The organism is Aliterella sp. E5.1, from assembly GCF_057473825.1.
This window is the reverse complement of record NZ_JBYCCV010000161.1, coordinates 1-5,328: the sequence shown is the minus strand read 5'-3', so window position 1 is coordinate 5,328 and position 5,328 is coordinate 1. Positions and strand designations below refer to the sequence as shown.

Genomic DNA, 5,328 nt, shown 5'->3' with positions numbered 1-5,328 from the left:
CCTTGCCGTACTGCTTGTTGCAATTTTTTTGTTTGCTCCTCGTTGAGGAATCCTTTCGCAGGCATCGTCCTTGTACTTTGAAGATTTTAGACTTTAATTTTATACTATTTAGAAGTCTATTAGCTTAACAGGATCAAAGGAGTAATCAGTGCTGAAATTAGTTCCTGATTCCAGTTGCTTGTTCTGTTACTTATAGCGACCCAACTCCCCTAATCAATGTCCAAATACTCAGCGACAAGATAAGACTTATCCATACCCCCAAGACTTTCAGCAATCAAAGCACCTGCGGCTTGAGTATCTAGGGGACGGGAGAAAAAGTATCCCTGCCCATACTTGCATTGCAAGGCACTCAATAGCATCAGTTGCTCTGCTGTTTCTATCCCTTCGGCAATCACATCTATATTTAGAGCCTCTGCTAAGGTTAAAATTGCCCGGACAATCTTTGAGTTGTCGTCCCCGAACCCCATTCGGCTGATAAAAGAGCGGTCAATCTTCAAAGTATCGATGGGGAAACGATGCAGATAGCTCAAGGATGAATATCCTGTACCAAAGTCATCCAAGTACAATGAAACACCCAAGGCTTTCAGTTGCAACAGCACAGTGGTTACAGATTCAGCCTTGTCCATAAGTACGCTTTCTGTAATCTCCAGCCTCAAACTTGAGGCATCTAACTTGGTTTCGAGAAGAATTTGAGCAATCTGCTGACAGAGGTTAGGTTGTGTAAACTGTTTAGCAGAGAGATTCACACTAATTGTTAACAGCGGACTAAGGGGAAACTGGTTCTGCCATTGGCGCATCTGGTGACAAGCGACTTGGAGTACCCAATGACCAAGGGGTAAGATCAATCCGGTTTCTTCAGCAATAGGAATGAACTCGGCGGGAGAAATTAAACCCTGTGTAGGATGCTCCCAGCGCACCAAAGCCTCGAATCCGACAATCTTACCCGTTGCTAACAATACTATGGGCTGATAGTGGACGCGAAACTCTTTACGGTCAATAGCCTGTCGGAGGTCAGTTTCCAATTGTCGGCTGGTGACGTTACGGCGGTGCATGGCGATATCAAATACTTCATAGCGACCTTTGCCAAGGGCTTTTGCCTGGTACATGGCGATATCGGCGTTACGTAGCAGGTCATCTAGCCAGCCATTGGCTTCGCTACCCAAGACAATGCCAATGCTCACTGAAGTAAATACCTCTTGTCCATTTAGGTTGAAAGGTAGAGCTAAAACCTGTATAAGCCGTTCAGCAACTTGGGTTGCATAGTTAACATCTTTGATGTCATTGAGCAGAATTGCGAACTCGTCCCCTCCCAGGCGGGCAACGGTGTCTTCCGCGCGGAGACATAACTCTAGTTTATGAGCGACGGCGATTAATAGTTGATCTCCAATTAGATGACCGAGGCTATCGTTGACTACCTTGAAACGATCCAGATCCAGGAAAAGCACGGCAAATAAATAGTCCTTGTGCCTTTTTGCCCTCTGAACCGTTTGTTCCAATCGGTCTGTGAATAAAGTCCGATTTGGCAAACCTGTGAGCGCGTCATGCAAGGCATTATGCCGTAATTGCTCTTGAGTTTGCTTACGCTCAGTAATATCTTCGACGGTGCCTTCGTAGTAAGCTATCGCCCCACTTGTATCATAGACAGCACGTGCATTCTCCGAAATCCAAATCACGCTGCCGTTTTGATGATAAACCTGCGACTCAAACGCTGACACGGAACCATCCTGTTGCATTTGGCGAACAAACTTGGCACGACGATTCGGCGCAACATAAAGTTGCTGCTCAATGTTGCAGAGGTTAGCTATTAATTCTTCAGGAGATTTATAACCATAGATCCGGGCTAGGGCAGGATTGGCGCTAATGTAACGACCATCCACTGTAGTCTGGAAGATGCCCTCGATCGTGTTCTCGAAAATACTGCGGTACTTCGCTTCTGCTTGCCGCAACGCTACCTTTGCTTGCTTGCGCTCCCACTCTTTCATTGCTAGGGCAACTAAATCTGCTATGGAGCCAGCAAAATTCTGTTCCTCCAATGTCCACTCGTGGGCAGTCCCTACAACTTCGTGACAGACAACTCCTACCATTTCACCACTTAACCAAATTGGTGCCTCTAACATGGATGTAATACCGAGAGGAGAAAGATAGAACTTAGAGAATTCTTTGGTTCTAGGGTCAGTGTGGGCATCTTGAGCAGCGATGGTACGCTCTTCTTTTAAGGCTTGGAAATAAGCAGGGTACTCTACTGCGGCTAGCTCAATGCCTTGGGAATGATGACTTTTGGTCCATTCATACAAGTCGATACATCGAATCTTTGAGCGATCGCCGTTGTATAGCCACACACTGGCTCGTTCAATTTTCAGAGTGTTGGTGGTAGCCTCTGTAATTTCTCTAACCGCAGCATTCAAATCTCTTCCACGGCTAGATATCTTGCGCTTTGCCAGTTCCATCAGCACTGCATTATGGTCTTGAAGCTGTCTTTTACTTTCATACAAGGCTGTCTCTACCCGCTTGCGTTCAGTGATATCGCGGTAGGTGGTGACTATACCAGTCACACTTGGTTCATTGAGAAAATTATTAGCAATGCCCTCAAAATCTCGCCAAGAGTTATCTGTGTGCCGTAGCCGAAACTCAACCTTACAACAAGTTGTTCTAAGGCTAGTAGCGGAACAATTGAGGGCTTTCGTTAAAAGATTCTCTGCCTTGGCAAGATCGTCAGGATGCACGTAATCAGAAGCTTTTTTGCCGAGCCAATCCTCGGCTTCATACCCCAAAATCTGCCTGATAGATGAACTTATGTAGCAAATGGTGCCATCGGCTGCCATAACTGTAATTACATCAGATGAGTTTTGTCCTAGGGCGCGGAAGCGCTCTTCGCTTTGGCGCAGGGCTTCGGCTTTCGCAGTGAGGCGCTGATTGAAAAGGACAGTAAGCACCGTCAAAGTTAGGATAACCAACGTCGCCATGCCAAGCTCAAAAGCTAACAAAGAATTATCCATTGCATAGAATGGCTGGGTCACAACCCCAAAGTGGATATTGGTGGGAAGTAGCCCAAAGCTGACGAGTGCCATTCCTGTATAGTTCATTCCATCTACGGCATTCCCCATATTCAAGCTCATAATTTCAGCTAGTGCAGGTCGGATCGCCACAGCGAAAGCAGTAATGGTAGCAGCGATAGTGAACGCAAATGCACGGTCCATATATTTGTCTCTTAATTAAGATCTGGCGCTGCCTCAACTAGAAAGTCCCCCAGCAACTCTGATACATCAAACTTAACTTAAGGTGCATAAGAAGCAGTAGGGGCTTTTTACGCAAGTTTGTGTAAATTCTTAGTGAAGTTAGCGAAGAGTACGCAACTGCATTTATAGCCTCCTAGCTTTTTTGTCCCGGTGAAAATCAAAAATTAGGGAGCATCGCACTGCTTATCTTAATGGAATGCTATCTACAACTAACTATTTGCAAAAGTGAGATGCTCCCGATTAGATATCTATCTCAAATTTTGCACCAAGCCCCAATTCATACAAAATAGGCGTTTAAGTTAAATTGCTTTCAGGCTGAACTGTGCTTGAATTATATTTTTCACTTTCTCAAGGTGATCGCTTAAAAAATTAGGAGATCTCAAAAAATTTATTTTTCGTTAGGTGCAAGATATGAGGAAACTGATTTGTTAGAGCAGAGGAGTAAAGCTATCGAGAGTTTGACGGCTGTTTAGGCGATCGCTTTCTTTACAGTGCGAAAGCCCTGAAGGAGAAAAAATTAGGAGCGCTGATTGCCCCCCTTGTTTATCACCAACGCTCAGAGTGAATTATCGTTATTTATCAGTTGGCAAACGATTTTTCACGGGATTGCCTGTAACCGTCCTGAAAGAATTTTCTTTGTCAACCTCAGCAAATTCTACTTTATTAAACCTAGATTTAGCAGTTCCTGGGGAGAGGCAAGCACGTCAATTGCCACAAAGAAAATCTCACTTTGAGGATTAAGTAAAAACCGCCACGCCAGAAGAATGCCAACACTGTCACCAACCCATGGAGTTTGCACTTTACCCGTCACTTTAATTTGGGTAAATCCTTCTGCTGCTGGCTCCGAGATCCCCCGCTCAGGGATCAGCTTAAGTCCGTAACATTCTTCACGCATATAGGTGAGGATAGACTCTTGGCTCACTATCGGTTCCTCGAAAGGCGGTTGCAATGCACCGTCTTCAGCAAATAAAGCTACCGCCGCCGGAAAGTCAAAAGCGTTCATATTCTCCATGTAGCTCAGAACTGTAGAGTTGTTGATGCCCTCAATGCTGATTTTAGTTCGGGGTTTGATATCTTTAGGTGGAGCCACAGGTTCTGCGACTTCTTGAGTAGCCATCTTTGAGCTATACCCCATGTTGAGGACAATATCTCGTAATACCGTCAGTTGCTGACCTCCTTCAAGTTGACGGATGGCTTCAAGCACCTCTGATGCCTTTGCAGACAATTTATAACCTTCTGGAATCGGCGCAACAATCCCTTGTTTCATCCACTCGCTCAACTGATACCAAAAGCCTAACTTGACATTTGTGCCGAAAGCTGAGTAAGTGCGACAGATAGGAGTGTCAGTATGGTTAACCAGATCGCACATAACTTGCGTTTGCTCCAAATCAGGCATCTGCTTAATTTGAGTCAGGGTTTTTTCGGCGAAGACCATATCAACTACCTGCATAGCGGCGGAAGTGATTGTAACTCCCATCTCCGTATAGGCAAACCAAAGTAAAGCTAACTGATCCTCAGCCTTGAGGCGCTCAAAAGATTCAACTGTAGCTGGAACCGCATTAGCAACTTGCGTGTCAGGAAAAATTGAGCGTGCAGACTCGATAGTAAAAGACATAATCGAACTCTCCGAAACTAAATTACATTTGACAATATTTATCGTCAAGCCGATATTGCACAGCATACAAGTAATTGAGTTTTTGTAACTGATAAGACATAAAATTTAGGATGTTTCTCCCTCCACAAAGTTAAGAATGGGGTAATGACAATTATTGCAACCGGAAACCAGAATAATCCTAGAATCTTCATGAGAACTACGATCACACGTAAGGCGTATGCCGCAAACTCGCCGCCCTGCGTTTAGCATCTTTCCTTCACCTGTCGTAACGCGCGGTAGTCAAGGGATTACTATAAGTGCGGCTTTTTCAATTTCGATTGGATGCTCTCATGAGTCCAAATACAGACTAGGGTTGTGTTGCAAAAAATGGTAGGCTAAAATAATGCTGCTAGAGAAAATAATTCTGCCTGCCTCTAATGAATCCTAAAGCTCCATTCAAATGGCGGCATTACCAGTCCGAAATTATCTTGCAGTGTG

Annotated in this window: 2 protein-coding genes; both read right to left on the bottom strand. The window is 44.7% G+C overall.

Annotation, left to right across the window (positions count from 1 at the left end; translation table 11 throughout):
* Positions 1–209: 209 nt before the first annotated feature.
* On the bottom strand, positions 210–3,197 hold the full coding sequence (locus AC2VE5_RS23910; protein ID WP_486890145.1) for a bifunctional diguanylate cyclase/phosphodiesterase: 2,988 nt from the start codon (positions 3,195–3,197) through the stop codon (positions 210–212).
* 694 nt (positions 3,198–3,891) lie between these two features.
* Positions 3,892–4,851, bottom strand: coding sequence for an orange carotenoid protein N-terminal domain-containing protein (locus AC2VE5_RS23905; RefSeq protein WP_486890144.1), 960 nt, complete (start codon positions 4,849–4,851; stop codon positions 3,892–3,894).
* Positions 4,852–5,328: the final 477 nt, after the last annotated feature.

Bases quoted from the DNA above. Each gene is read 5' to 3' on its own strand.
- AC2VE5_RS23910 (WP_486890145.1), bottom strand. From the start codon at position 3,197: ATGGACCGTGCATTTGCGTTCACTATCGCTGCTACCATTACTGCTTTC.
- AC2VE5_RS23905 (WP_486890144.1), bottom strand. From the start codon at position 4,851: ATGTCTTTTACTATCGAGTCTGCACGCTCAATTTTTCCTGACACGCAA.